This window comes from Acinetobacter sp. F16 (assembly GCF_052712855.1).
The window spans coordinates 82,070-103,940 of the sequence record NZ_JBRATK010000006.1 but is presented as its reverse complement, the minus strand read 5'-3'; the positions used below and the strand labels follow the sequence as shown (position 1 = coordinate 103,940).

The window sequence follows — 21,871 nt, the reverse complement described above, 5'->3', positions numbered from 1 at the left end:
ACATGAACGCATTGAGTGATGAAGAACAACTTGATAGCTTGAAATCTTTCACTAAGAAATATGGCTCTGCCATGATTAGTGGGATTTTAATTGCGTTGATTGCCTTTTTCGGATGGGAATATTGGCAGAAGAAAAATCTGGCTGAATCTCAGATGGAAACAGCCAAGGTTCAACAGTTGATGGATGATGCTAAAAATGCGCAAGGCGATACCAACGCATTCAATGCCTTGTCTGCAACTGCGGACAAAATTGTAAAAGAAGCTCCTGATTCTGCCCAAGCTATTCAAACGCAATTGTTGATGGCTAAACTGGCTTATGACAAAGCGGATTATGCACACGCAGAAAGAGCGTTAAAGAAAGTTGAAAATTCTAAGCTTGATGATGCCGGTCTGGTTCAGTTGGTTAAGCTGCGCTTGGCTTATGCTCAGCTTGCGCAAAAAAAATATGATGATGCATTGAAGACATTGGCTGCAGTGACAGATCCCGCTTTTAAAGCGACTGCTGATGAAGCGCTGGGTGATGTGTATGTTGCTAAAAATGATATAGAAAATGCTAAAAAATCGTACCAGAGTGCATGGGATGCACTGGTTGAACGTCAGCAGGAACGTCAAATTTTACAAATTAAACTCGAAAGTGTCGGCGTTTTAGTTGATGATCCTGATGTGGAACGACCAATTTTAGAAACACAAGTGGATGAGTCATGATGGATAGAAAATACAAAATACCGTTTGCGCTGACAATTTTAACATTCGCACTTGTTGGCTGTTCAACCAATAAAATTAAAGTGGAAGAGGTCAAACCGAATCCATTACCTAAGTTGGCCCAAGCCAAAAGTCTTGTTCCGGTATTTTCTCAAAGTGTTTCATCAACATCGAAAGCGGATCCATTACGTCTGCGTTTAGATGTGGATAACGGTGTGATATTTGCCTTAGATCCAAAAGGTGAAGTCGCGGCTTATCAAGGTAAGCAACGTGTCTGGGAGAAAAAAGTTTCTAAACAGGGTTTAAGCTCTGGTGTAGAGGCAGGCGAAGGCACGGTTGTTGTTGGCAATAAAAAAGGTCAACTGTTTGCTTTAGATCAAGCGACAGGCGAGCAAAAGTGGACTGCCCAGTTGTCGGGTGCCATTTTATCTGCTTCATTGATTCAATCCGGTCGTGTGATTACCGTCAGTAATGATGGCACTGTTTATGGACATGATCTTGCCACCGGTCAGCAAGTTTGGACATATAACCTTCCTAATGTACAATTTAGCTTACGTGGAATGGCATCTCCAGTCGCACTCGATCCGCGTACGGTATTGATTGCTTCATCAAATGCCTATGTTTATGCCCTTGATATACTCAGTGGTGTACCGCGTATGCAGCGCCGTGTTGCAGTCAGCGATGGCCGTTCAGATATTCAACGCCTCAATGATATTGATGGCGATCCAGTTGTTGCAGGTCAGTTTCTTGTAACAACCAGTTTCCAAGGACAAGTCACTGTTACAGATTTGGCTTCACAACAAGTGGTGTGGAGTGAAGATGCAAGTAGTATTCAACGTCCAGAAGTAATGAATAATACCGTTTTTGTTGCACAGGCAGATGGCAAAATCACTGCGTATGCACTCACAACAGGTGAGCAATTATGGCAAAACGATAGTTTGCTCAATCGTCAGCTCAGTAATCCTGTTGTGCTCGGACAAGACCTTGTGGTTGGTGATCTAGATGGTGTATTACACTTGATCGATCCAACTTCTGGGCAACTCATTGGTCGATCAAAAACAAGTGGTGAAGTACGTTCACTACGCGAAATTGATGGACAACTATATGTCTCCACCAGAAAGGGCGCGTTAAGCGTTTGGCAGAACCGTTAATTTATGAAACCCGTAATTGCGCTAATTGGACGTCCGAACGTCGGTAAATCAACGTTATTTAACCAGATTACCAAGAGTCGTGATGCACTCGTTGCTGACTTTGCTGGTCTTACTCGTGACCGCAAATATGGCGATGCAGTATTCCAAAATAAATCCTTCATTGTAGTCGATACAGGCGGTATCGGTGAAAGTGAAGCCGGTATTGATTCATATATGGCTGAGCAATCAAAAACAGCCATCAATGAAGCCGATATTATTGTTTTTGTTGTTGATGCGCGTGCGGGATTACTAGCGTCAGATGAACAGATTGCACGAGAACTTCGTACCCTCGGGAAAAAAGTTTACTTGGTTGCAAACAAAGTTGATGGTGTACATGCCGAAGCTGCAGTAGTTGAGTTTTATCAACTTGGCTTTGGCGAACCCATGCATGTTGCAGCAAGCCACGGTCGTGGTGTCGCTCAAATGCTTGAAGACGTGCTTGAAGATGTTCCTGAAGATGAAGATCCTGAGTTGCATGACCAGAATACCGGTTTACGCTTAGCCGTTATTGGTCGTCCGAATGTCGGAAAATCGACCTTGGTCAACCGTTTACTGGGTGAAGAGCGTGTTGTGGTTTATGACATGCCAGGTACCACACGTGATTCTATCTATATTCCGTATGAACGGAATGAGCAGAAATACACGCTGATTGATACTGCTGGTGTACGTCGTAAAGGCAAGGTAGATGAAATGGTTGAGAAATTCTCAATCGTGAAAACTCTACAAGCCATTAAAGACGCTCACGTTGTGGTTGTGGTATTGGATGCCCGTGAAGGCGTGGTTGAACAGGATCTACATTTGATTGGCTATGCTTTAGAAGCGGGCCGGGCAATGGTGATTGCAATCAACAAATGGGACAACATGACAGAATACGACCGCAAGCAATGTAAGCTTGATGTCGATCGTCGTTTTGACTTTATCCCCTGGGCTAAAGTGCATTTGATTTCTGCATTGCATGGTACAGGTGTAGGGGAGTTATATCCTTCAATTCACCGTGCATTTGACTCTTCACATTTGAAAGTTTCGCCTGCGAAATTGACCCAAATTTTGAATGATGCAACTGAAGCACATCAACCGCCAATGATTAGCGGTAAACGTATTAAAATGCGTTATGCGCATATGGGTGGTCAAAATCCACCGACAATTATTGTGCATGGTAACAAGGTTGATAAAACACCTGCGGATTATCGTCGTTATTTGGAAAACGTATTCCGCCGTGTCTATAAACTTGAAGGCACACCAGTTCGTATTGACTTCAAAACATCTGAAAATCCATTTGAAGGTCGTAAAACGCAAATGGATGAACGTATTGCAGCACGTAAACGTCGTTATGTTCAGAAATTCAAAAAAGCTGAAAAGAAATTTAGAAGCTAATTAACCATCTATTGATCATAAAAGCCTGAAGTTTACTTTGGGCTTTTTTGTTTTAAGATATCATTATATTTTGGGGATCAGGGGGTACACGTGAGCAGATTGATACGCATAGATGTCGATACAATTGAGCGTATAGCACCTCTATCTACGGAATTGGATCGCAAGACTAAAATTCAGCATCAAAAACAGGCCATTTATCGTTACCGCAATCAATTGCTCTCCCAGCAATTAGGCACAACCATTCAGCAAGAAGATTTTGCTACGACTCAACATGGCAAACCATATTTGGTTAAATCTCCTAAATTTTATTTTAACCATAGTCATAGTCAAAAAAATTATGTTTTGGCTACCAGCACTAATATGCAGGATTTAGGTGTGGATATTGAAGACTTGGATCGAAAGGTACGCTTTGAAGCTTTGGCATTGCATGCTTTTCACCCCAATGAATTACAGCACTGGAATGAGCTGGAGCAAGATCGTAATTACTGGTTTAAAGTCTGGACTACTAAAGAAGCCGTATTGAAAGCATCTGGCTTGGGGATACATCTCAATTTAAATGAGCTGGAGACTTGGGTGCATCCTGTTTATGATGGAGGATTATGCACTCATCCTTTGATCGGAACATTTGCTTATCAAAATTTCAATTTAGGTCATGTCATGTTAACGGTGGCATGGCGTTCAGAAGCCTCCTGTAAAGGTTTTACTTTTCCAGAAATCAAAATACATTTTTCGTCTTAAAGTTTTTTTAATCAACTTTATGAAGCATTGAGTGCTTCAAAGAGCGTGTTCATCAGGTTCTTTTTTATTTTGATTTCTCTTATTTTCTTTTCGCCAAAAACCTATTGCTCATCCGGTTAATAAACTGCGGGCTGAGCTTGGAAAGTGTCATCAGTATTTTGGTTTTGAATCCTACTGCTTGATGTGTTTTGGTAAACATGGAGTCTTTCACTTGCACACGTGCGTAAATTGCTCGGGCGACATCTTCTGTAGTTAAATGCACGCCCATATTTTGAATGCTGCCTGCATCCATATCTTTAACCATAGCGGTTTGAACAAATAAGGGCATGACATCCAGAACCCGAATACCATATTTCTGCCATTCAATATCTAGCCCTTCGGTAATACCGCGAACCGCAAACTTACTGGCTGAATACGAGACTAAATCAGGTTGTCCATAAATGGCGGAAGCAGAGGATAGATTAATCACACGTGCAAAAGATGCCTGTCTTAGAAAAGGTAAAGCAGCATGGCAACCATTTAAAACCCCGTTAACGTTGATATTGAAAGTTCGTTGATGCGCTGCAATATCGGTCTGCTCAAAAGCCCCTGAATAGAGAATACCGGCATTATTAACTAATATATTAATTTCTCCTGCCCAAGCCTGAAATTCATTTAAAGCCTGTTGCCATTGTTCATAATGACAAACATCAAGTAGACCAGCTTTAGCATTTGTTCCCAGGCGTTGGGCAAGTTTTTGCGCTTGAACAACATTGATATCATAGATGCCGACTTTATAACCATGTTGATAAAACAGCGTTGCAATTGCGGCCCCAATTCCTTGTGCTGCACCACTAATAAAGATACTGTGCATATATTTTTCCCTTTCAGTTTTGTTTTTGTAGCGCTTAATTGTTAGCGATTTTAGCTTGAGCATAACAAATATTGACTGCGAAAAACGAATTTTTTCAAAATGACTGGAGTGATGAAAACATGGATAAATTATTAGCAATAATGCGTGAGTTACGTGAAAAATGTCCCTGGGATCAACAGCAAACACCACAAAGCCTGACCAAATACGCCATCGAAGAAGCGTATGAGGTAGAAGCAGCGATCAGGGAAGGAAATACAAACGAGATACGAAATGAACTCGGTGACTTGCTCCTGCAAGTGGTTTTTCAGTCGCAAATGTATAGTGAAGTTGGGGCCTTTGATTTTAATGATGTGGTAAATGCGATTACTGAAAAGTTAATTCGTCGTCATCCACATGTATTTCAAGCAGAGCAATTTTCACAACTTAGTTCTGATGATGTGGCGGTACTTTGGAAAAAAATTAAACAAAAAGAAAAGCAGGGCAAAGCCCAATCTCGTTTAGATGACATCAAACATGGACCTGCAATTCAGCAAGCGCATGAAATTCAAAAAAATGCAGCACAAATTGGCTTTGACTTTCCCGATGTAGCAGGTGCTTATGGCAAGCTGAATGAAGAGTTGGCTGAATTACAGCAGGCTATGCACAATCAAAATTCCGACGAAATATTCGATGAATTCGGTGATTGTTTATTTTCACTGATCAATGTTGGACGTAAACTGGGACTTTCCAGTGAAATGGCGCTTTTAAGCACCATTCATAAATTTAGAACACGTTTTGCTTTCATTGAAGATCACGCTCAGCAACAACATAAAAAAATTGAGAAGCTATCTTTAGAAGAAATGGATCAACTTTGGGAGCAGGCAAAACAACAATTAAAATAAAAGGCCGATCATGAAAAAAATAATACAGATCCTGAATGCAATTTTTTATATGGCTAGCTTGATGGCAGTGCTGATTGGAACGGCTGCTTATGCTCAACAGTTTGACCAGCATTATTTAAAGTGGAAGGCTGAACAGGAAGCCCAGGATGCACGCTTAAAAATACCGCATGTATCTCCGCCAAAAAATCATTATTTGGCAAAACCTGCTTTACAGGCACCTACCGGGAATAAAATAAGTTTGAATCAAGCCAGTCTGGAACAGTTACAAGAGCTGGCGGGAGTCGGTTTAAAAAAAGCGGAAGCGATTGTTGCCTATCGTCAAAAAAATGGAAAATTTAAAAACATTGAGGAATTACAGCAGGTCAAGGGGATTGGACCGGCTTTATTTGCCAAAAATAAAGACCGGTTAAGCCTGTAGTTTTTGAATCAAGCGGTCAAGAAGAGTGAAACAATATATTGAGCATTGAGATAATCAAATTGCCCTTTGATTGTGTTAGATATATGATTAGCGTCATCTTAGATATTTTACGTTCAGACGTAGGAGACAGCGTCTTTTGCAAACTTTGCGCGCGTCAAAATGTGGTTTATCAACCGCTCAATTACCTTCTTCCATATTAGATGTTATCGATGCTTTAAATAAGGCAGGCTTTGAAGCTTATATCGTCGGTGGTGGTGTCCGTGACTTAATGTTGGGTCTTAATCCTAAAGATTTTGACGCAGTCACCGATGCAACACCGGCTCAAGTGAAAGAAGTTTTCGGACGGCGTTGTCGTATTATTGGACGACGTTTTGAGCTTGCTCATGTCTATTCAGGCCGAGAACTGATCGAAGTTGCGACATTCCGTGCACCACCTAAAAAAGCAGTCACTTCTGCTTCAGGCATGATTTTACGTGATAATAATTGGGGCACGATTGAGCAAGATTTTGCCCGCCGTGATTTTTCTATTAATGCAATGTATTACCAGCCGCGTAAAGGGATCGTGCTCGATTTCTGTAATGCAATTGATGATATAGAAAATAAAACTTTACGTTTATTGGGCGATCCGACTTTACGTTTTGAAGAAGATCCAGTACGTATGCTGCGTACTTTACGTTTCGCAGCAAAATTGAATTTCAGTATTGCACCTGAAATTTTAGAAATTTTTACCCCGGAAATCACCCAGTTACTGCGTGATATTTCTCCGCATCGTTTATATGACGAATCGCAGAAATTGTTCACCATGGGGCATTTGAATCGCGTGCTGCCGATGCTGATCGATTTTGATATCTGGCGTCAGTTGTTTGCCGATATTCGTCCAGATATTTCGACCTTTATCGAACGCGCAGCCATTAATACCGATCAGCGCATTCAAATGGGTAAAACCATTAACCCTGCATTTTTCTATGCAGTGTTGCTATGGAAACCCTTTTTGGAGCGTTGTGAGTTTTACCTCAATAAAGGTGTAGTTGCTGCAGAAGCACGTGCACAAGCGGGCTTGGATGTATTAAAACGTCAGGCCACCCGTACCATCATTCCACGTTTTGCAGAAACCTTTATTCGTGAAGTTTGGGAAATGCAAACCCGTTTGCTGAATCCAAAACCGCAACAAATCCAAGCTTTAGCGACTCATGCGCGTTTCCGTGCCGGCTTCGATTTCCTGCTGCTTCGCGAGAAGTCTGGCGACCACACCACCCAAGGTATGGGCATGTGGTGGGATTCTTATCAGCTGATGAGTACGGATGAAAAAGAACGTGCCATTAGTCAATACAACCGTCAACGTGCAAAAAGCCGTCGTAAAGCTGCAACAGAAGATGTGATTGAAGCTAAATCCGTCTCTGTTGAAATTGAGCCGTTAGTCAACGAGCCTGAACCACGTAGTCGTCGTGAACGTAAGAGCAGAACCCGGTCTGACAGACCAGTTCAAACAGTTTCTGCAGGTGGTTCAGAGATTGCGTATGACCATCCAATTCTAAAACGTAAACGTGTAAAACGTGATTTAAGCCAAGTTGTTTTTGGACCAACACAATGAGCACAATCACCTATATTGGCTTAGGCAGTAATTTGGGTGATTCACGTCAGATTTTGCTTGAAGCTGTGCAAAAACTGGCAACGCTTGGACGCGTGAAAACATCCAAGTTATATCAAAGTCCACCGATGGGACCTCAGGACCAGCCGAATTATTTAAATGCGGTGGCACAGCTAGAAACTGAATTGGCGCCTTTGGTTTTACTGGATGAGCTACAACGTTTTGAACAAGAGTCAGGTCGGGTGCGTTTACGCCGTTGGGGCGAGCGTACTTTGGATTTAGATTTACTTGTATATGGCCAAGAACACATTCAAAATGAGCGTTTAACCGTTCCGCATGCGGGACTGTTTGAACGTGATTTTGTGGTCATTCCTTTGCTAGACTTAGATGAAAATATACAAATTAAAGCACAACGATTAAAAGATTTACCCGTGGTTCAACATCCCAGCTTATCTGTTCTGGATGATGAAACTTGGTCAAATATTTAATTTAGGCATGTTCTTGGAACGTGTTAGAGGAACATCTTGATGATTAGTCTCAGCGACTTAAGACAATTTAAAACTGATGGACGCAAATTTTCTTGTTTGACCTGTTACGATGCCAGTATGGCCAAGGCCATGGAAATTGCAGAAGTCGACACTATTTTAATTGGTGATTCTTTAGGGATGTCGATCCAGGGTCGTGATTCAACATTGCCTGTGACTGTAGCAGATATGGCTTACCATACCGCAGCAGTGCGCCGTGGTAATCAGCATGCCTTCATCATGACGGATTTGCCGTTTATGAGTTATGCCACTTTAAATGACGCATTGCTCAGCTCAAAAACCGTCATGCAAGCTGGCGCACAAATGGTCAAAATGGAAGGTGGCGCCTGGTTAAGTGAAACTGTCACTGTTTTGACACGAAATGGTATTCCAGTCTGTGTACATTTAGGTTTAACCCCGCAATCTGTTCATGTATTTGGCGGTTATAAATTACAAGCCCGTACCCGTGCAGCAGCGGATCAACTGATTGCAGATTGTAAGGCTGTGGTTGAAGCGGGTGCTGCATTATTATTATTAGAATGTGTGCCGGCTCAATTGGGTAAAGAAATTAGTGAATTGTTCCCGCATATTCCTGTGATTGGCATTGGTGCGGGCGCAGATACCGACGGTCAAGTGCTGGTGGTTCAAGATATGCTTGGGCTGACCTTTGGCCGTGTGGCTAAATTTGTACGTAACTTTATGAAAGAACAGGCAGGGGAAACTGCAATTCTGGATGCTTTTAAAGCCTACCACGCTGCAGTACAAGAGGGTTCTTTCCCTGCTAAAGAACACACTTTTCAAGTCGAGCTGTAAACATGAAAACAGAAACTACCATTCAAGGATTAACTGCTTCACTGAGTCCGGCTCGATCAGCGCGAAAAATTATTGGTTTTGTTCCAACCATGGGCAATTTACACGAAGGTCATTTAAACCTTGTACGTGAAGCACGCAAGATCTGTGATGTTGTAGTGGTCAGTATTTTTGTCAATCCCATTCAGTTTGGCCCAAATGAAGATTTTGAAAATTATCCACGCACTTTAGAGCATGATAGCCATTTGTTGGCAGATGTGGGATGTGACATTGTATTTGCGCCCACCGTTGAGCAAATGTATGGTAACAAGCCGCGTTTAACCAATATCACTGTGTCTGACATTACCAATGATTTATGTGGCTTACAGCGTCCCGGCCATTTTGATGGCGTCGCGGTTGTTGTGACGAAACTGTTTAATATGGTGCAGCCGAATTTTGCTTTCTTTGGCCAAAAAGATTATCAGCAGCTGGCAGTAATTCGTCAGTTTGTGCGTGACTTGAATATTCCGCTGGAAGTGATTGGTGTGCCGATTACCCGTGCAGAAGATGGTTTGGCACTCAGTTCACGTAATGGTTATTTAAGTGAAGAACATCGTCAGATTGCACCGACCATTTTCCAAAGTTTAAAAGCTGCTGAACAACAACTTCAAAGTGGTGTGGCTCTGGCGGACGTGTTGGAAAGTATTAAGCATACGTTGACACAAGCAGGCTTTATTGTGGATTATGTGGAAGCACGTACTCCGGAATTACAAAAAATAGAAGCATTTGATCAGGATCTGGTTTTGTTTGTTGCTGCAAAATTAGGTAAAACACGACTGATTGATAACTTGCAAGTTAAGTATACTGTGTAAGATTTAGTTAAGGACAGCCTTGCCATGAAGCGTATTTTAATCGTTACAGGACAATCCGGATCAGGAAAATCATCTGCCTTGCAGGTGCTGGAGGATTTGGGATATTACTGTATAGATAATTTGCCCTTGGCATTGCTGCCTGAAATTGTTGCCAAACTGGACAGTGAAAATAATCTGGAACAATTGGCTCTAGGGGTGGATGTACGCAGTACGCGCGCGGATTTACAGGAGTTTGATCATGTCTTTGAACAAATGCAGAGCCATGGTTCGGTCGATATCATTTATTTGACTACACAAGACCAGGAACTTATTTCCCGTTTTAGTGCGTCGCGTCGCCCACATCCCTTAGCCAGCCGTTTTAAAAGTTTGAATCAGTGTATTCAGGAAGAAAAAACCTTATTGCTTCCGATACAATTACGTTCCACAGTTCATATTGATACAACGGATAAAAGTGTGCATGATCTAAAGCACACTTTGTTGTCTAAACTTGGACAATCCGATAACTTAATTTTAATTTTACAATCTTTTGGTTATAAGCACGGTATTCCTCTGGATGCCGATTATGTCTTTGATGTCCGTCATTTGCCTAATCCGCATTGGGATCTGGAATTACGAAAATATTCAGGTTTAGATTTACCTGTGCAGCAGTTTTTACTGCAGAGTGAACAAACCGGCGAAATGTTTGAAGACATTTATCATTTTTTAGATAAATGGTTGCCTGCCTTTGCAGAGGGGCATCGTCACTATATGACAGTGTCGATTGGGTGTACGGGAGGGCAGCACCGTTCAGTATATATAGTGGATAGACTCAAAAAAGCTCTTGAGGCAAAATGGTCTATTCAGGTCTTACACAGGGAAATGAAGCACTGGTCATGATTGACACAACTGTTGACGTAATTAACAAACTAGGTTTACATGCGCGTGCATCTGGAAAGCTAATTGAAGTTACCACCAAATTTCGTTCATCGATTCAAATTGGTAAAGGTGATAAATTAGTCGATGCAAAAAATATTATGTCCTTGCTCATGCTCGGTGCAGGCAAAGGCACAACTTTACGTTTAGTGCTTGAGGGTACAGATGAAGAACAAGCTTTATCTGAAATTCAGGCGCTATTTGCAGCAAAATTTTACGAGGCAGATTAATCGTGGCACGTCGACCGCAACAGCGTTTTACTGAAGATGACTTTGAAACTTTAGAAGGACGTGCAAGCAAAACCGAACAAAAAAAAGCAGTTCAGCGTATGGCTGCTTTAGGTGAACAACTCGCTGAATTGAGTCTTAAACAAATTCAGAAACTCCCTGTGGAAGAACGTTTAATTGAAGCATTGGAAGATGTACGTTTAATTACTTCACACGAAGCCCGCCGCCGTCAGTTCTTACGTATTGGTAAATTATTACGTAATGAAGATGAGGCAGTCATTTTGTCTTATTTAACTCCGCAACAAGGTGCGAAAAAAACCGCACAGTTGCAGCGTTGGGTTGACCGAATGATTGCACAGGGTGATCCGGCAATCAAAGAATTCATGAAAGCGCATAATGCGGCAGAACATCATCCGATTCGTCAGCATATTTTGCGTATTCAGCGTGACATCAGCAAACAGTTGCCTGAAGAACAAATCGCTGCTTCCAAGTTGAAATTATTTAACTATATTCAGCAAGTGGCATTGATTTCAGATAACTGATTTTTTGTCCTGATAGAAATAAAAAAGCGGCTCATATGAGTCGCTTTTTTATGCTTTGGTATTTCTCTCTTGCGCTTTGCGAGAATGCAGTGCATTGTCGCTTGCTCAGGGAGAGAGTTAGAGAAAGGGCTGACCTTTATTTCAAAAAATATTTTCAAATAACCAATTTTTATACAGCTAAGTAAAAATCACATATTTCTTCAATGTATATGACCTCTGCCTAACCCTCTCCTAATATGAGAGCGAACTCCTATATTAGAAGGAAGGTTGGGATGGAGCTTGTTGAAGTGTTATTTAGAAGAAAAAAATTATTGAAACTCACCTGTAGCCCGCTCTTTTGCCCAGTCACGCAGGATAAATTTTTGCAGTTTCCCAGTCGATGTTTTCGGAATTTCTGTAATCACCAGATCTTTAGGCACTTTAAAGCGTGCTAAATGTTGTTTGCAGAATTCAATCAGTTCTTCAGCTGTTGCTGTTTTACCTTCTTTTAGTTCCACAAAGGCACACGGCACTTCCTGCCAGCGTGGATCAGGTTTTGCTACCACGGCTGCAGTAAGAACTGCAGGATGTTGATACAGTACTTCCTCCACTTCTAGCGAGGAAATATTTTCACCACCTGAAATAATCACGTCTTTGGAACGGTCGGTAATTTTTGCATAGCCATCTGGCTGGCAAACAGCAAGGTCACCGGTATGGAACCAACCACCAGCGAAGGCTTCTGCTGTCGCTTCAGCATTTTTTAAGTAACCTTTCATCACGATGTTGCCACGGAACATAATTTCACCCATGGTGTGACCATCATGTGGAACTTCTTGCATGGTTTCAGGGTCAAGTACTTTCATGCCGTCTTGTAATGGGTAAGGAACCCCTTGACGTGAATGCAACTGCGCTTGTTCCTGAATCGACAAATCACTCCAGCCCGCTTGTGATGCGCAAAGTGCAGAAGGGCCGTAGGTCTCTGTTAGGCCATAGACATGAGTAACGTTGATGCCAATATTGCGCATGCCTTCAATAATGGCTGCTGGAGGTGCCGCACCCGCCACCATCACTTCGACACGGTGATCAAGCTTGGCCTTTTTCTCTTCAGGTGTGTTGATCAGCATGGACAAGACAATTGGCGCACCACAGAAGTAATCCACTTTATGTTCAGCAATCAATTTGAAAATCAGTTCTGCATCGACTTTACGCAAGCAGACGTTGGTACCGCCGTTAGCAGCCATGGTCCATGCAAAGCACCAGCCATTACAGTGGAACAGCGGCAGGGTCCATAAATAGGTGGCACGAGGCGTCATACCGCAGGCAATGATATTGCTGGCTGCGTTAATGTAGGCACCGCGGTGATGGTAAACCACACCTTTAGGATTGCCCGTGGTTCCAGAGGTATAACTTAAGCTGATGGCATCCCATTCATCTTGGGGTAAATGCCATTCAAAATTTGCGTCACCTTGTGCAATCCAGTCTTCATATTCAACTTGACCAATCGGCGTCGAGGCATTTTCATATTCTTCGTCAGCCACATCAATCACATAGATGTCTTGTTTAATGAGTGCGAGTGCTTCTGTCGCAAGTGCAGTAAATTCAGGATCGACCAATAACACTTTGGTTTCAGCATGCTCAAGCATGAATGCGAGTGTCTTGGCATCTAGGCGCGTATTTAAGGTGTTGAGTACAGCACCTGCCATAGGGACAGCAAAATGCGCTTCAATCATGGCAGGAACGTTCGGCAGCAGTACAGAAACGGTATCATTTTTACCGATGCCCAAGTTTTGGAGTTGGTTGGCAAACTGACGGCAACGATTGTATGTCTCACGCCAGCTAATACGGCGCTTACCGTGAATAATCGCGTTCTGATTTGGATAGATATATGCTGCGCGATCAAGATAGCGTAAAGGTGACAACGCTACAAAGTTTGCAGGGGTACGCGGTAATTCATCGTATGCGCTAACCATTTTAAAACTCCATTCTGTATTTATTTTCATATCCTGTTAAAAAGATATGCACTTCTCAGTAATCTTGCATTTATGCTTTAGTCGAGTGCATTTTTATAATTTTTAACATATTGAATATTAATGAAATTATTTTAGAGCACTCAAATATTTTGAACGCATGGGTTCCCATGTTTGATTTTTTAGGTATTTTACTCTAGTTGAGCAATTAAAATAATATCAGCCAAGGAATAATAATGAAAATACAACAGGCGGATGAAACATGGCGAAATTGGTCAGGCAGTCAGTACGGTTCTCCTGAGATTTTTAAGCCCAGAAAGATCTATGAATTGCAAAAGATCGTGAAGGCGCATGCGCAAATTCGTGCAGTGGGCGCAGGGCATTCGTTCAGTGCTTTAGCCAAGACGGATGCAGTGCTGATCAATCTCGATCATTTCCAAGGCGTGGTTGCCTTTGATGAAAATCGCACCCAATGCACAGTACAAGCCGGCACGCGTTTATATGACTTGGGCGAATATCTTGCCCCCATCCATCAGGCTTTACCTAATCAAGGGGATATTGATCAGCAAAGTCTGGCGGGCGCCATTTCTACCGGAACGCATGGTACGGGTTTTGATTTACCCTGTTTATCGGCTTTTGTAGAAGCTTTTGAATTGCTGACCGCAGATGGCGAGCTGCTGCAATGTGATCGTCAGCAAAATACCGACATATTTCAGGCCGGACGTGTTGCCTTGGGCAGCTTGGGTCTACTGACAAAAATCACCCTGCAAAATCGGCCCAGATATAAATTAAAAGAACAGATCCGACTGTGTCCAATACAGGATGTTTTTGCAAATATTGATCAATGGAAATATCAGCATCGGCATATTGAATTTTGGGCTTTTCTGCATTCCAATCAGGTGATGCTGAAAACCCTGGATGAAACGGAGGATGACATTCAGCCGAGGCAGGAGAGCTGGCCTTCGGAAGACGCTTTGCTGACCCTATGTTCGGAATTGACGCGAAGGTTGCCTGCAACGAATCCCTATCTGCAAAAACTGCTGAGTGTCTTTGTCAAACCGACTTGTTATGTGGATTGGTCAAATCAGATTTTTCCGACTCCGCGCAAGACCAAATTTAATGAAATGGAATATCAGTTTCCGGTTGCGCAAGGTTTGCAGTGTCTGGAGGAGGTTCTATATAGCTTACGCAAATATCAAGTGCCGATGTTTTTCCCGATCGAATTTCGTTATGTCAAAGGCGATGATATCTGGTTGAGTCCTTTCTATGCCCGTGATTCGGTCTCCATTTCAATCCATCAGTTTTACAAACAGGATTATCACGTCGTATTTGATTTGGTCGAGCCGATTTTACAGAAATATCAGGGACGCCCGCATTGGGGGAAATTGCACACCATGACAGCCGCTTCACTACGTGATCTTTATCCGAAATGGGACGATTTTATAGCGTTGCGTCAACAACTGGATCCCAATCAAAAATGGCTGAATCCGTACTTAAAGCAGCTTTTTTTAGTTGAGCAGTCGGGGGAGTGATGCAACCGAATTATTTTCAGCAATTAACCCAGGATTTAAAACAGCAGGGAACAGGCACGCCGCAACTGATTTTAGATTTAAAAACTTATCAAGATAATCTGGACTATGTACAGTCAAAATTGCCTACGCAGTTAAAACCACGTTTGGTAGTGAAATCACTGGCCAGTATGCAGCTGCTCAAAATAGCCAGCCAAAAGCTCAATACTCAGCGTTTTATGCTGTTTCATCTTCCGCATATTGCAGAGATTGTGCAGACCTTTGAGCAAGCCGATATTTTACTGGGTAAACCCGTGCCGATCCGGGCAGTAGAGTTGTTTTATCAAAGCACTGCACAACACAATATTTATATTCAATGGCTGATTGATGATCTGGGACGATTACAACAATATCTAGAACTCGCACAACGACTCAGCATCAGGCTGAATGTGAATATTGAAATTGATGTGGGGTTGCATCGGGGTGGAGTGCAAAATTCGCAGCAATTTGTGGCATTGCTCAATCTGATTCAACAGTATCCAGAACATCTGAAACTATCAGGTTTAATGGGCTACGATGCGCATGTTGCCAAGTTACCGAAAATCATAACAAGCCCTGAAAAAAGTTATCGACAATCGCAACAAACTTATCAACACTATAAAGCCACTCTTCAGCAGCAATTCCCGGATTTATGGCATGAAGGTCTGTGTTTTAACGGCGGCGGCAGTCCGACCTTTATGCAGCATTGCCAGCAAAGTGTCTGTAATGATCTGGCTTTTGGCTCGATGCTACTCAAGCCGAGTGATTTCGATCTGGAAAATTTATCCGTTTTAAAGTGTGCACTCTGGATTGCCACCCCGGTATTGAAAGTTTTGCCCTATAGTCAATTGCCCGGTTTGGAAGTGCTGAATCATCTTCCACATAAATATAAAGCTTTGTTTGTGTATGGTGGTTATTGGCGAGCAGATTATATTTATCCTGAAAAAAGTCAGCCGCATGTGTTGTATGGCCGCAGCAGCAATCAGGAAATGCTACAGGTGCTTAAACCGTGTGACATTGCAGTGGATGATTATGTGTTTTTAAGGCCGACTCAGAGTGAAGCGATTATTCCGCAATTCGCTCAGCTTTATGCTTACGTGCAGGGCAAATTCGAAATATGGGATAGCTTTAGAGAATAAAAACAAAACTGAAAATTTCCTGATCTGAGTAAAGGCAAAGCATTGGCAAATAAATTCAAAATGAGCCAAATCGCGAATTTTCTAGGTGAAAAGGTTTAATCCCGTGGATAAGACGTGTAAAATTCAAGTCGATTTTTATTTATCCACCGTTTTTATCTTTTGAGGTTCTCCTCGATCATAATCTCGCGGTGATATGCCCCATGGTACGGGGCATCACTCCTTAAGGATTTTCTTATGCCAATTATCACTTTACCCAATGGCGATCAAAAACAATTTGATCACGCCGTATCTGTGATGGACGTTGCGCTTAGCATCGGCCCTGGTCTTGCAAAAAATACAGTTGCAGGTCGTGTAAACGATCGTCTTGTTGACGCGTCTGACTTGATTACTGAAGATGCAACCTTACAAATTATCACGCCTAAAGACGAAGCAGGCGTGGAAATTATCCGTCACTCTTGCGCGCATTTGGTCGGTCATGCTGTTAAGCAATTGTTCCCAGAAGCGAAAATGGTAATTGGTCCGGTCATTGAAGAAGGTTTCTACTATGACATCTGGATGCCACGTCCATTCACATTAGACGACATGGCAGCGATTGAAGAGCGTATGAAAAAGCTTATCGATCAAGACTATGAAGTCGTGAAAAAAATGACTCCTCGTGACGAAGTGATTGCAGAATTCACAGCACGTGGCGAAGAATACAAATTACGCTTGATTGCAGACATGCCTGAAGAAACTCAAATGGGCTTGTACTACCATCAAGATTATTTGGATATGTGCCGTGGTCCGCACGTTCCAAACACTAAATTCTTAAAATCATTCAAGCTGACTAAAATCTCTGGCGCTTACTGGCGCGGTGATGCGAAGAATGAACAGCTACAACGGATCTACGGTACAGCGTGGGCGGACAAGAAACAGCTTGCGGCTTATGTAAAGCGTATTGAAGAAGCTGAAAAACGCGATCACCGTAAAATTGGTAAAGCGCTTGATTTGTTCCATATGCAAGAAGAAGCACCGGGTATGGTGTTCTGGCATCCGAACGGTTGGACCATTTACCAAGTGCTTGAACAGTACATGCGTAAAGTTCAACAAGACAATGGTTACGAAGAAATCCGTACCCCGCAAGTGGTTGATTTTACGCTTTGGGAAAAATCGGGACATGCTGCAAACTATGCAGATAACATGTTCACCACGCATTCTGAAAACCGTAACTATGCCGTTAAACCAATGAACTGTCCTTGTCACGTACAGGTGTTCAACCAAGGGTTAAAATCGTACCGTGATCTACCGGTACGTTTGGCAGAGTTTGGTTCATGTCACCGTAACGAACCATCTGGTTCACTACACGGTATTATGCGCGTACGTGGCTTTACCCAAGATGATGCGCACATTTTCTGTACCAAAGAACAGATTGGTCAGGAAGTTGCAGACTTTATCAAATTGACACTAGATGTATACAAAGATTTTGGCTTCGAAGAAGTACAAATGAAATTGTCGACTCGTCCTGAAAAACGTGTCGGTGAAGATGCGCTTTGGGATATGGCAGAAAAATCTTTGGCGGATGCTTTAGATGCTGCTGGTCTTGAATGGGATTTACAGCCGGGTGAAGGTGCATTCTACGGTCCGAAAATTGAATTCTCGTTGAAAGACTGCTTAGGTCGTATCTGGCAATGTGGTACTATTCAGTGTGACTTCAATTTACCAGGGCGTTTAGACGCATCTTATGTAACAGAAGATAATGATCGTGATCAGCCTGTAATGTTGCACCGCGCAATTCTTGGTAGTTTTGAACGATTTATTGGTATACTTATTGAGCACTACGCTGGTTTCATGCCACCATGGTTATCACCAGTTCAAGCGTGTGTAATGAATATTACCGATTCACAAGCTGAAGCGTGTGAGTCAGTCGTCGCTAAACTTAAAGAAAGCGGAATTCGTACCATTTCAGACTTGAGAAATGAGAAAATCGGCTTTAAGATTCGTGAACGTACTTTAGAGCGTATTCCTTACTTACTGGTTCTTGGAGACCGTGAAGTAGAGGAAGGTACAGTAAATGTCCGTACCCGCTCAGGAAAAAATTTAGGTACTATGTCAATTGATGCCTTCGTTGACCTAGTGAAAGCAGCCGTAGCCGAACGTGGCCGGTACATTGTGGAGTAAGAAAGATTAAACAGCCTGACCGTAACCAACAACAAGGTGCTAAAAGCAATCGTCCTGCATTAAATGACGAGATCCGTGCGAAAGAAGTACGTCTCGTTGCTGCAGATGGTGAACAAAAAGGCATCGTTTCACTTGCTGAAGCGTTGCGCGCTGCAGAAGAAGTTGAGCTTGATCTTGTTGAGATCGTTGCCAATGCAGAGCCACCTGTTTGTAAAATCATGGACTTTAACAAACATTTATTCGATCTGAAGCAAAAGCAAAAAGATGCGAAGAAAAAACAGCATCAAGTTCAGGTTAAAGAGATTAAGTTGCGTCCTGGTACAGACATTGGTGATTACAACATCAAGTTGCGTGCAATTCTTCGTTTCTTAGAGGAAGGGAACAAGGTAAAAATTACCTTGCGCTTCCGTGGTCGTGAAATGGCTCACCAACAATTAGGTCTTGCTCAATTACAAAAAGTTGAAGCAGACGTAATTGAATACGGTACAGTCGAACAAGCACCAAAAATGGAAGGTCGTCAAATGGGCATGCTCATTGGACCGAAACGTAAGAAATAAGCATGCGTTGATCCATTAATAAAAAAGCACTGCAAATGCAGTGCTTTTTTATATCTATATTTTTTTATTGTTGTACAGGGCTAGTGTTCTTGCCTGCTTCCACAATCGGAATATTGGCTTCGGTCGGTACATAAATAATTTGCTGAATGCGACCATCGCGTAATGCCTCGCCAAAGGCACCAATAAATTCCTGTTTACGGTATTCCGGATAATCTTTTGCAGCTTGACCCACTAATTGTATGGCTTGAGCACGCAATTTGGCACTTTCCAGTTCTGCTTTGGCCACCTGAACCTGAATCATTTTCGATTGCTCTGCTTCTGCCAGTGCTGCTTGACCATCCATACCTTGTTTCCAAACCTTATAATGTGGCCAACCGAACAGGATCAGAATCATCAGGGCAATAAAACAGATCAAGGCGATTAAGATTGTAAATGGGCCAATATTGGGTTGTCTTGAATAGTTCATTTTTTACCTATTTTTCTTCGTAAAGATAGATTGTTGTTTTTAGATCTGTATCTGGCAGTATATTTTAAATTTAAATCAGGATGTTTTAAGATTTAATTGTTGTGCTTTTTAGGACATTATTTTTTGAATAAAACAGAAACAAGAAAGACCCGCCGATGACGGGTCTTTTTAGCACTTATTCGGTTTTAGATGTCTCTATCTGCTCATTGGTTTTACGTCTGATCGGAATTTGGCGCGGCATCGCTTCCTCAGGAACAGAACGCTGCAAATTTATTTTCAATAAACCGTTTTCATAATCTGCCTGCTGTACCTCAATATGTTCATCTAAGCGTAGCGAAAGTTTAAATGAGCGACTGGCAATGCCTTTATGTAAAAATTCAACCGTATTATCTGAATTTTCTTCAACCGCTTTGCCGGTAATGGTGAGCAGCTGATTTTCAAGATTAATCTCAAGCTGATCTTCATTAAATCCAGCGGTAGCGACCACAATGCGATAGTTGTTATCACCTGTTTTTTCAATATTATAGTTTGGATAATTAGGCGTATCGCTTTGCATTGCATAATCAAATAGATCATTGAAACGGTCAAAACCAATGCTACGACGGAATAGCGGAGTAAGACTAAGATTGCTCATTGATATAACCTCCTGAGTCCAGAAAAGTTTTATAAACAACATTGCAATTCTGTGATGGATTGCATCAACAGTATGTGGAACAATATCTGAAAAGATCATTGCTCTTTTTTATATTGTACTGTTTTGGGTGTTTTCAAGAATTCCTGATTAAAAAAGTGATAAAATTTATAATAGTGAATAAAAATAAATGCTTATACGTAATTTTTTATGTTTTAAGTTTGAGTAAAGATTAATGATTTATCAATATAAAACATGATATAAGTATGGGCACAGTTCAATAATGTCATGTAAAACGAGAACGGCAAAAGGTAGAGAACATGATTGATCTATATTATTGGGGAACGCCCAATGGTCATAAAATTACAATCGCTTTAGAAGAAATGGGCTTGGATTATCAAGTTTTTCCCATCAATATTATGGAAAATGATCAGTTTCAACCTGACTTTTTACGTATTTCTCCAAACAATAAAATTCCGGCCATCGTCGATCAGGATGGACCACGTGGTGAAGCTATTTCGGTATTTGAATCTGGTGCAATTTTACAATATTTGGGGCGTAAAACCGGTTTGTATTATCCAGAGGATGAACAGCAACGCGTTGAAGTTGAGCAGTGGTTGATGTGGCAAATGGGTGGCTTGGGGCCGATGCTTGGGCAAAATCATCATTTTGGTAAATTTGCACCGGAAAAAATCCCCTATGCCATTGATCGTTATGTCGCTGAGACCAAACGCTTATATGGTGTATTGAATAAGCAGCTGATTGGTCAAAAATATGTCGCTGGCGAATATTCAATTGCAGATATGGCAATTCTGCCGTGGATTCTGCGTTATGAATGGCAGCAAATTCAACTCGAAGAATATCCACACGTAAAAGAATATGTGGAGCGTTTAACTGCACGTCCGGCAGTGCAACGTGCATTGGCCATTCAAGTGAATAGCTGAGGGTGAAATTGAAAAATGTTTTTTATGCTAAGATTGCGGAATAACACCGCTTAAATCTCGCAAAAATAAACCACCCGTTGCGGTGGTTTTTTATTGGACCTCATGGCTATGAACGACTTTTTCTTAAATTTGACCCGTATTATTGAAACAAATAAGAAAATTTATTGGGCAATTATCTTTGGTATCGCAGCTTGCCTGTTGCTCATTATTGCTGAAGTGGTGCATATGCAATCCGTGGCAGAAACACTAAAAGCCAATGATCCATCTGTATCTAAAGAAATTTTTCGCGTGATTGCGCATCGTTATGATTTAGCACGATGGTTGGCGATGGCTTTATTTATTGTTTGGTCAATTTATGAGTATAAAAAAACCAAGAAACAACTCGGTCTTTAAAACTCGGCCTTTAAACTGCTATTCGCATAATGCTGTCCTACGCTTTACTGTTTATTTCTGCCTTTGGTGCAGCAACTTTATTGCCATTACAGTCTGAAGCTGTCCTATTGGCCTTGTTGGCCGAGGACAGCCATTCAGTTATGGGGCTGCTATTTGTTGCAAGTTTGGGAAATATTCTGGGTTCCTGCGTGAACTGGTGGCTGGGCTTTCAAATCGAACACTATAAAGATAAAAAATGGTTTCCTGTCTCCGGGCAGCAAATGTTGAAAGCACAGAAAATCTATCAAAAGTATGGCTACTGGTCGTTGCTATTGAGCTGGGTGCCGATTATTGGTGATCCGATTACCTTGATTGCAGGCTTACTGAAAGAAAGCTTTTGGCGTTTTTTATGGATCGTGAGCCTTGCCAAAGTAGGCCGCTATTTATTTATCTATGCCGCTTTTTCAATGTTTTAAAAAAAGAGATGCCTTGCGCATCTCTTT

The 21,871-nt window shown here is 41.9% G+C and carries 24 protein-coding genes; 20 read left to right on the top strand and 4 right to left on the bottom strand.

The window, feature by feature from the left end; genetic code table 11:
* The first annotated feature begins 2 nt into the window (after positions 1–2).
* From ACU0NF_RS05460 to ACU0NF_RS05445, 4 genes are all read left to right on the top strand, one after another.
* The gene (locus ACU0NF_RS05460) at positions 3–704 is read left to right on the top strand and encodes a YfgM family protein (RefSeq protein WP_445660394.1); all 702 of its coding nucleotides are present in this window, start codon (positions 3–5) and stop codon (positions 702–704) included.
* Positions 704–1,852, top strand: coding sequence for an outer membrane protein assembly factor BamB (bamB, locus tag ACU0NF_RS05455; RefSeq protein ID WP_131385961.1), 1,149 nt, complete (start codon positions 704–706; stop codon positions 1,850–1,852). The genes ACU0NF_RS05460 and bamB overlap by 1 nt, the downstream gene beginning before the upstream one ends.
* Before the next feature lie 3 nt (positions 1,853–1,855).
* On the top strand, positions 1,856–3,265 hold the full coding sequence (der, locus tag ACU0NF_RS05450; RefSeq protein WP_131267124.1) for a ribosome biogenesis GTPase Der: 1,410 nt from the start codon (positions 1,856–1,858) through the stop codon (positions 3,263–3,265).
* Positions 3,266–3,355: 90 nt separating this feature from the next.
* The gene (locus tag ACU0NF_RS05445; RefSeq protein WP_445660393.1) at positions 3,356–4,003 is read left to right on the top strand and encodes a 4'-phosphopantetheinyl transferase family protein; all 648 of its coding nucleotides are present in this window, start codon (positions 3,356–3,358) and stop codon (positions 4,001–4,003) included.
* A 79-nt stretch (positions 4,004–4,082) separates the two neighbouring features.
* Here ACU0NF_RS05445 and ACU0NF_RS05440 read toward each other — a convergent pair whose 3' ends face one another.
* On the bottom strand, positions 4,083–4,856 hold the full coding sequence (locus ACU0NF_RS05440; protein WP_445660392.1) for an SDR family oxidoreductase: 774 nt from the start codon (positions 4,854–4,856) through the stop codon (positions 4,083–4,085).
* A gap of 119 nt (positions 4,857–4,975) precedes the next feature.
* Between ACU0NF_RS05440 and mazG the strand changes: the two genes are divergently transcribed.
* From mazG to yjgA, 9 genes are all read left to right on the top strand, one after another.
* On the top strand, positions 4,976–5,737 hold the full coding sequence (gene mazG / locus ACU0NF_RS05435) for a nucleoside triphosphate pyrophosphohydrolase (protein ID WP_445660391.1): 762 nt from the start codon (positions 4,976–4,978) through the stop codon (positions 5,735–5,737).
* Between the two features lie 61 nt (positions 5,738–5,798).
* Complete coding sequence (locus tag ACU0NF_RS05430; protein ID WP_284067727.1) at positions 5,799–6,155, top strand: ComEA family DNA-binding protein; 357 nt, start codon at positions 5,799–5,801, stop codon at positions 6,153–6,155.
* A gap of 136 nt (positions 6,156–6,291) precedes the next feature.
* A complete protein-coding gene (gene pcnB, locus ACU0NF_RS05425; protein WP_445660390.1) occupies positions 6,292–7,746 on the top strand; it encodes a polynucleotide adenylyltransferase PcnB in 1,455 nt (484 codons plus the stop codon).
* Entirely contained in the window at positions 7,743–8,231 is a 489-nt protein-coding gene (folK, locus tag ACU0NF_RS05420; protein ID WP_445660389.1) for a 2-amino-4-hydroxy-6-hydroxymethyldihydropteridine diphosphokinase, read from the top strand. The genes pcnB and folK overlap by 4 nt, the downstream gene beginning before the upstream one ends.
* 39 nt (positions 8,232–8,270) lie before the next feature.
* The gene (gene panB, locus ACU0NF_RS05415; protein ID WP_131385924.1) at positions 8,271–9,080 is read left to right on the top strand and encodes a 3-methyl-2-oxobutanoate hydroxymethyltransferase; all 810 of its coding nucleotides are present in this window, start codon (positions 8,271–8,273) and stop codon (positions 9,078–9,080) included.
* Positions 9,081–9,082: 2 nt separating this feature from the next.
* Positions 9,083–9,928 carry a pantoate--beta-alanine ligase gene (panC, locus tag ACU0NF_RS05410; protein WP_131315941.1) on the top strand — a complete coding sequence of 282 codons (846 nt, stop codon included), beginning with the start codon at positions 9,083–9,085 and terminating at the stop codon, positions 9,926–9,928.
* A gap of 24 nt (positions 9,929–9,952) precedes the next feature.
* A complete protein-coding gene (gene rapZ / locus ACU0NF_RS05405; protein WP_131385920.1) occupies positions 9,953–10,804 on the top strand; it encodes an RNase adapter RapZ in 852 nt (283 codons plus the stop codon).
* Positions 10,801–11,070, top strand: coding sequence for an HPr family phosphocarrier protein (locus tag ACU0NF_RS05400; protein ID WP_131315937.1), 270 nt, complete (start codon positions 10,801–10,803; stop codon positions 11,068–11,070). The genes rapZ and ACU0NF_RS05400 overlap by 4 nt, the downstream gene beginning before the upstream one ends.
* A 2-nt stretch (positions 11,071–11,072) precedes the next feature.
* A complete protein-coding gene (gene yjgA / locus ACU0NF_RS05395) occupies positions 11,073–11,609 on the top strand; it encodes a ribosome biogenesis factor YjgA (protein WP_131315935.1) in 537 nt (178 codons plus the stop codon).
* Between the two features lie 308 nt (positions 11,610–11,917).
* On the opposite strand, the gene ACU0NF_RS05390 is transcribed toward yjgA, so the two are convergent.
* A complete protein-coding gene (locus ACU0NF_RS05390; protein WP_445660388.1) occupies positions 11,918–13,558 on the bottom strand; it encodes an acyl-CoA synthetase in 1,641 nt (546 codons plus the stop codon).
* 233 nt (positions 13,559–13,791) lie between these two features.
* Between ACU0NF_RS05390 and ACU0NF_RS05385 the strand changes: the two genes are divergently transcribed.
* The 4 genes from ACU0NF_RS05385 to infC all read left to right on the top strand — a co-directional run bounded on the left by ACU0NF_RS05385 (position 13,792) and on the right by infC (position 18,955).
* On the top strand, positions 13,792–15,087 hold the full coding sequence (locus ACU0NF_RS05385) for a D-arabinono-1,4-lactone oxidase (protein WP_445660387.1): 1,296 nt from the start codon (positions 13,792–13,794) through the stop codon (positions 15,085–15,087).
* Positions 15,087–16,241 (top strand): alanine racemase, encoded by a 1,155-nt coding sequence (locus tag ACU0NF_RS05380; RefSeq protein ID WP_445660386.1) that lies wholly within the window; start codon positions 15,087–15,089, stop codon positions 16,239–16,241. Before ACU0NF_RS05385 ends, ACU0NF_RS05380 begins: the two co-directional genes overlap by 1 nt.
* 234 nt (positions 16,242–16,475) lie before the next feature.
* Entirely contained in the window at positions 16,476–18,398 is a 1,923-nt protein-coding gene (gene thrS, locus ACU0NF_RS05375) for a threonine--tRNA ligase (RefSeq protein WP_445660385.1), read from the top strand.
* A 5-nt stretch (positions 18,399–18,403) separates the two neighbouring features.
* On the top strand, positions 18,404–18,955 hold the full coding sequence (gene infC / locus ACU0NF_RS05370; protein ID WP_131385910.1) for a translation initiation factor IF-3: 552 nt from the start codon (positions 18,404–18,406) through the stop codon (positions 18,953–18,955).
* Positions 18,956–19,019: 64 nt separating this feature from the next.
* Here the strand turns inward: infC and ACU0NF_RS05365 are convergent, their stop codons facing one another.
* Positions 19,020–19,421 carry a hypothetical protein gene (locus tag ACU0NF_RS05365; RefSeq protein ID WP_445660384.1) on the bottom strand — a complete coding sequence of 134 codons (402 nt, stop codon included), beginning with the start codon at positions 19,419–19,421 and terminating at the stop codon, positions 19,020–19,022.
* Positions 19,422–19,596: 175 nt separating this feature from the next.
* The gene (locus tag ACU0NF_RS05360) at positions 19,597–20,055 is read right to left on the bottom strand and encodes an Hsp20 family protein (protein WP_445660383.1); all 459 of its coding nucleotides are present in this window, start codon (positions 20,053–20,055) and stop codon (positions 19,597–19,599) included.
* A 317-nt stretch (positions 20,056–20,372) separates the two neighbouring features.
* Between ACU0NF_RS05360 and ACU0NF_RS05355 the strand changes: the two genes are divergently transcribed.
* The 3 genes from ACU0NF_RS05355 (at position 20,373) to ACU0NF_RS05345 (ending at position 21,844) form a co-directional block, all read left to right on the top strand.
* Complete coding sequence (locus tag ACU0NF_RS05355) at positions 20,373–20,996, top strand: glutathione S-transferase N-terminal domain-containing protein (RefSeq protein ID WP_171535629.1); 624 nt, start codon at positions 20,373–20,375, stop codon at positions 20,994–20,996.
* 108 nt (positions 20,997–21,104) lie between these two features.
* The gene (locus ACU0NF_RS05350; RefSeq protein WP_445660382.1) at positions 21,105–21,389 is read left to right on the top strand and encodes a hypothetical protein; all 285 of its coding nucleotides are present in this window, start codon (positions 21,105–21,107) and stop codon (positions 21,387–21,389) included.
* 32 nt (positions 21,390–21,421) lie between these two features.
* Positions 21,422–21,844, top strand: coding sequence for a YqaA family protein (locus ACU0NF_RS05345; protein ID WP_445660428.1), 423 nt, complete (start codon positions 21,422–21,424; stop codon positions 21,842–21,844).
* The last annotated feature ends 27 nt before the right edge of the window (positions 21,845–21,871 follow it).

Excerpts from the sequence above, each read along its gene's own strand:
- ACU0NF_RS05400 (WP_131315937.1), top strand. The coding sequence starts at position 10,801 with ATGATTGACACAACTGTTGACGTAATTAACAAACTAGGTTTACATGCG.
- panB (WP_131385924.1), top strand. The coding sequence starts at position 8,271 with ATGATTAGTCTCAGCGACTTAAGACAATTTAAAACTGATGGACGCAAA.
- rapZ (WP_131385920.1), top strand. The coding sequence starts at position 9,953 with ATGAAGCGTATTTTAATCGTTACAGGACAATCCGGATCAGGAAAATCA.
- ACU0NF_RS05360 (WP_445660383.1), bottom strand. The coding sequence starts at position 20,055 with ATGAGCAATCTTAGTCTTACTCCGCTATTCCGTCGTAGCATTGGTTTT.
- ACU0NF_RS05380 (WP_445660386.1), top strand. The coding sequence starts at position 15,087 with ATGCAACCGAATTATTTTCAGCAATTAACCCAGGATTTAAAACAGCAG.
- panC (WP_131315941.1), top strand. The coding sequence starts at position 9,083 with ATGAAAACAGAAACTACCATTCAAGGATTAACTGCTTCACTGAGTCCG.
- bamB (WP_131385961.1), top strand. The coding sequence starts at position 704 with ATGGATAGAAAATACAAAATACCGTTTGCGCTGACAATTTTAACATTC.
- ACU0NF_RS05385 (WP_445660387.1), top strand. The coding sequence starts at position 13,792 with ATGAAAATACAACAGGCGGATGAAACATGGCGAAATTGGTCAGGCAGT.
- ACU0NF_RS05355 (WP_171535629.1), top strand. The coding sequence starts at position 20,373 with ATGATTGATCTATATTATTGGGGAACGCCCAATGGTCATAAAATTACA.
- der (WP_131267124.1), top strand. The coding sequence starts at position 1,856 with ATGAAACCCGTAATTGCGCTAATTGGACGTCCGAACGTCGGTAAATCA.
- mazG (WP_445660391.1), top strand. The coding sequence starts at position 4,976 with ATGGATAAATTATTAGCAATAATGCGTGAGTTACGTGAAAAATGTCCC.
- ACU0NF_RS05365 (WP_445660384.1), bottom strand. The coding sequence starts at position 19,421 with ATGAACTATTCAAGACAACCCAATATTGGCCCATTTACAATCTTAATC.
- folK (WP_445660389.1), top strand. The coding sequence starts at position 7,743 with ATGAGCACAATCACCTATATTGGCTTAGGCAGTAATTTGGGTGATTCA.
- ACU0NF_RS05460 (WP_445660394.1), top strand. The coding sequence starts at position 3 with ATGAACGCATTGAGTGATGAAGAACAACTTGATAGCTTGAAATCTTTC.
- thrS (WP_445660385.1), top strand. The coding sequence starts at position 16,476 with ATGCCAATTATCACTTTACCCAATGGCGATCAAAAACAATTTGATCAC.
- ACU0NF_RS05350 (WP_445660382.1), top strand. The coding sequence starts at position 21,105 with ATGAACGACTTTTTCTTAAATTTGACCCGTATTATTGAAACAAATAAG.
- ACU0NF_RS05440 (WP_445660392.1), bottom strand. The coding sequence starts at position 4,856 with ATGCACAGTATCTTTATTAGTGGTGCAGCACAAGGAATTGGGGCCGCA.
- ACU0NF_RS05390 (WP_445660388.1), bottom strand. The coding sequence starts at position 13,558 with ATGGTTAGCGCATACGATGAATTACCGCGTACCCCTGCAAACTTTGTA.
- ACU0NF_RS05430 (WP_284067727.1), top strand. The coding sequence starts at position 5,799 with ATGGCAGTGCTGATTGGAACGGCTGCTTATGCTCAACAGTTTGACCAG.